This is a genomic window from Pseudonocardia sp. SID8383 (genome assembly GCF_009864975.1).
Lineage (GTDB): Bacteria > Actinomycetota > Actinomycetes > Mycobacteriales > Pseudonocardiaceae > Pseudonocardia > Pseudonocardia alni.
The window spans coordinates 1-2,198 of the sequence record NZ_WWFY01000661.1 but is presented as its reverse complement, the minus strand read 5'-3'; the positions used below and the strand labels follow the sequence as shown (position 1 = coordinate 2,198).

Sequence of the window (2,198 nt, the reverse complement as noted above, 5' to 3'; positions counted from 1 at the left end):
GCGCGGTCGGGGCCCTGCTCGTCGCCTACGTGTTGCCGGCCCGGCTGCGCGAGCGCGGCCTGGTGCCGTTGGCCGTCGGGGCGGCGCTACCGCTCGCACTGACGCCGCTGGCGGCCGGCCTGTGGCAGGCGGTCGCACTCTGGGCGGTGTCGGGAGCCTGCGCCACGGCCTGCCTGATCGCCGCCCAGTCGGGCTTCGCGCGGGCCACGCCGAGCGCGGTGCGCGGGAGCGCCGTGGGCGTCGCCGCGTCGGGTCTCGTGGCGACCCAGGGGGTCGCGGTCCTCGCCGGCGGGATGCTGGCCGAGTGGACCGCTCCGGCGACGGCGCTCGGTGTGTTCGGTGCGGTGGGGATCGTGCTCGCCCTCGGCGCGGTCCGGATGCTCCGGTCGGCCGGTCCGGGGGCGGTCGCATGAGTCCGCCACGCGTGGTTCCCGGTGATCACCAGCCTCGGTTGCGCACGATGTCACCTCCTGTCGTCCGGTACGACGGCACCGCCGCCATTCGTGTCACTCAACGTGACGAATCGACGTCCATTATACCCGTTCGGGTGACATCGACGGTGTCGGACGAACGCGGTGTGCCGATCGGTCCCGTCCGTTCGGGTAGGTGCTCGTGACCGGGATCCGGAGTGGTGAGCCCGAACGTCCCCGCTGGCCCTTCCGCGGCCTGCCGGCGCGGGTGCTCGCCGTGCTGGTGCTCGTCGAGCTCACCGCCGTGGTGCTCGTCGTGACCGATGTGGCCCGGCTGCCGTGGGACCGCGACACCGGCCTGCTGGCACTGGGCGCACTCGGTCTCGCGGCGCTCGGCGCGGTGCACACCGAGCTGGCGACCGGCATCGAGCGGGTGCGCCGGCGGGTCGCACACGTCTCCTACTTCGACCTGTCGACGGTCTGGACCTTCGCGGCCGCGCTGCTGCTGTCGCCGGGGATGGCGGGCCTGGTGGTCGTGGCCGTCTACGGCCACCTGTGGTGGCGGGTCTGGCGTCCCGCCGGGGCGCACTTGTACCGGCACGCCTACACCACCGCGACCGTCGTGCTCGCCGCGATGGCCGCCTCGGTCCTCGTCCCGTCCGAGTCGCTCACCGCGGCCGCGGGGGTCGGCGGCGGGAGCCGGGTGGTCGGCTACCTGTCGCTGCTGCTGGCCATGGCGGTCTACGGACTGGTCAACCAGCTGCTCGTCGCGACCGCGCTGGCGCTGTCCTCGCCGCACCGCCCCCAGTGGCGACGGCTGGTGGGGGACTGGGACGACCACGTGCTGGAGGGCGCGACGCTGTGTCTGGCGGTACTGGCCGCGCTCGCCGTGCAGCGCCAGGTGCTGCTCGTGCTGCTGGTCCTCCCGCCGCTGCTGGTGCTGCACCGGGCGGTGCTGATCCGGCAGCTGGAGGAGCGGGCGAACACCGACGCCAAGACCAACCTGCTGACCGCCGTCGCGTGGCGGGGCCGGGCGCACCGGGCGCTCGCCCGGGCGCGGCGCCAGCGCGGTGCGGTCGCGGTGCTGATCCTCGACCTGGACCACTTCAAGGCCGTCAACGACGGTTACGGCCACCTCGCCGGCGACGAGGTGCTCTCCGCCGTCGCCGGGACGCTGAAGGCCCAGGTCCGCGAGGTCGACCCGGTCGGGCGCTTCGGCGGGGAGGAGTTCGTCGTCCTCCTGGCCGGGCTGCCGGTGGGGCCGGAGGGGCGCGAGCTCGCCCACAACGCGGCCGAGCGCATCCGGCGGACCGTCCGGTCGCTGGCCGTGCACGTCGACGGCCAGGGCGGCGGCATCACCATCTGCGACCTGTCGGTGTCGGTCGGGGTCGCGGTGACCGGCGGCGACGGCGAGTCCCTCGACGAGCTGCTGCAGGTCGCCGACCACGCCCTCTACGCGGCCAAGCGGGCCGGGCGCGACCAGGTCCGGACCGGACGCGACGGGAGCGTCCCCGGCCGCTGACCCCTGCGCGACCGGGTCCGCCGCACCGGCACCGGGACCCCGCGCCGGCGTGGGCGACGGGACGACGGGGGATACGCCACCGGGTCGCCGGGCACAGCGGGCTCCGGGCCGCCGGGCCGCCGGGCCGCGGCGGCTGATCGGCTCCGTCCCGGAGGGGGCGGCGTCGGCGCGGGAGCGTCAGGCGTGTTCGGGTTCGGCCGGGAAGGTGTGGCGCCCGATCCGCACGGCGTCGCGCCCGGCCCGCTTGGCCGCGTAGAGCGCGGAGT

The 2,198-nt window shown here is 75.7% G+C and carries 1 protein-coding gene and 1 pseudogene; both read left to right on the top strand.

Annotation, left to right across the window (positions count from 1 at the left end):
* Positions 1-413 (top strand): annotated as a pseudogene (locus GTW08_RS16270) (MFS transporter); the annotation flags it as partial.
* Between the two features lie 199 nt (positions 414-612).
* Positions 613-1,932 (top strand): GGDEF domain-containing protein, encoded by a 1,320-nt coding sequence (locus GTW08_RS33005; RefSeq protein ID WP_139282926.1) that lies wholly within the window; start codon positions 613-615, stop codon positions 1,930-1,932.
* The last annotated feature ends 266 nt before the right edge of the window (positions 1,933-2,198 follow it).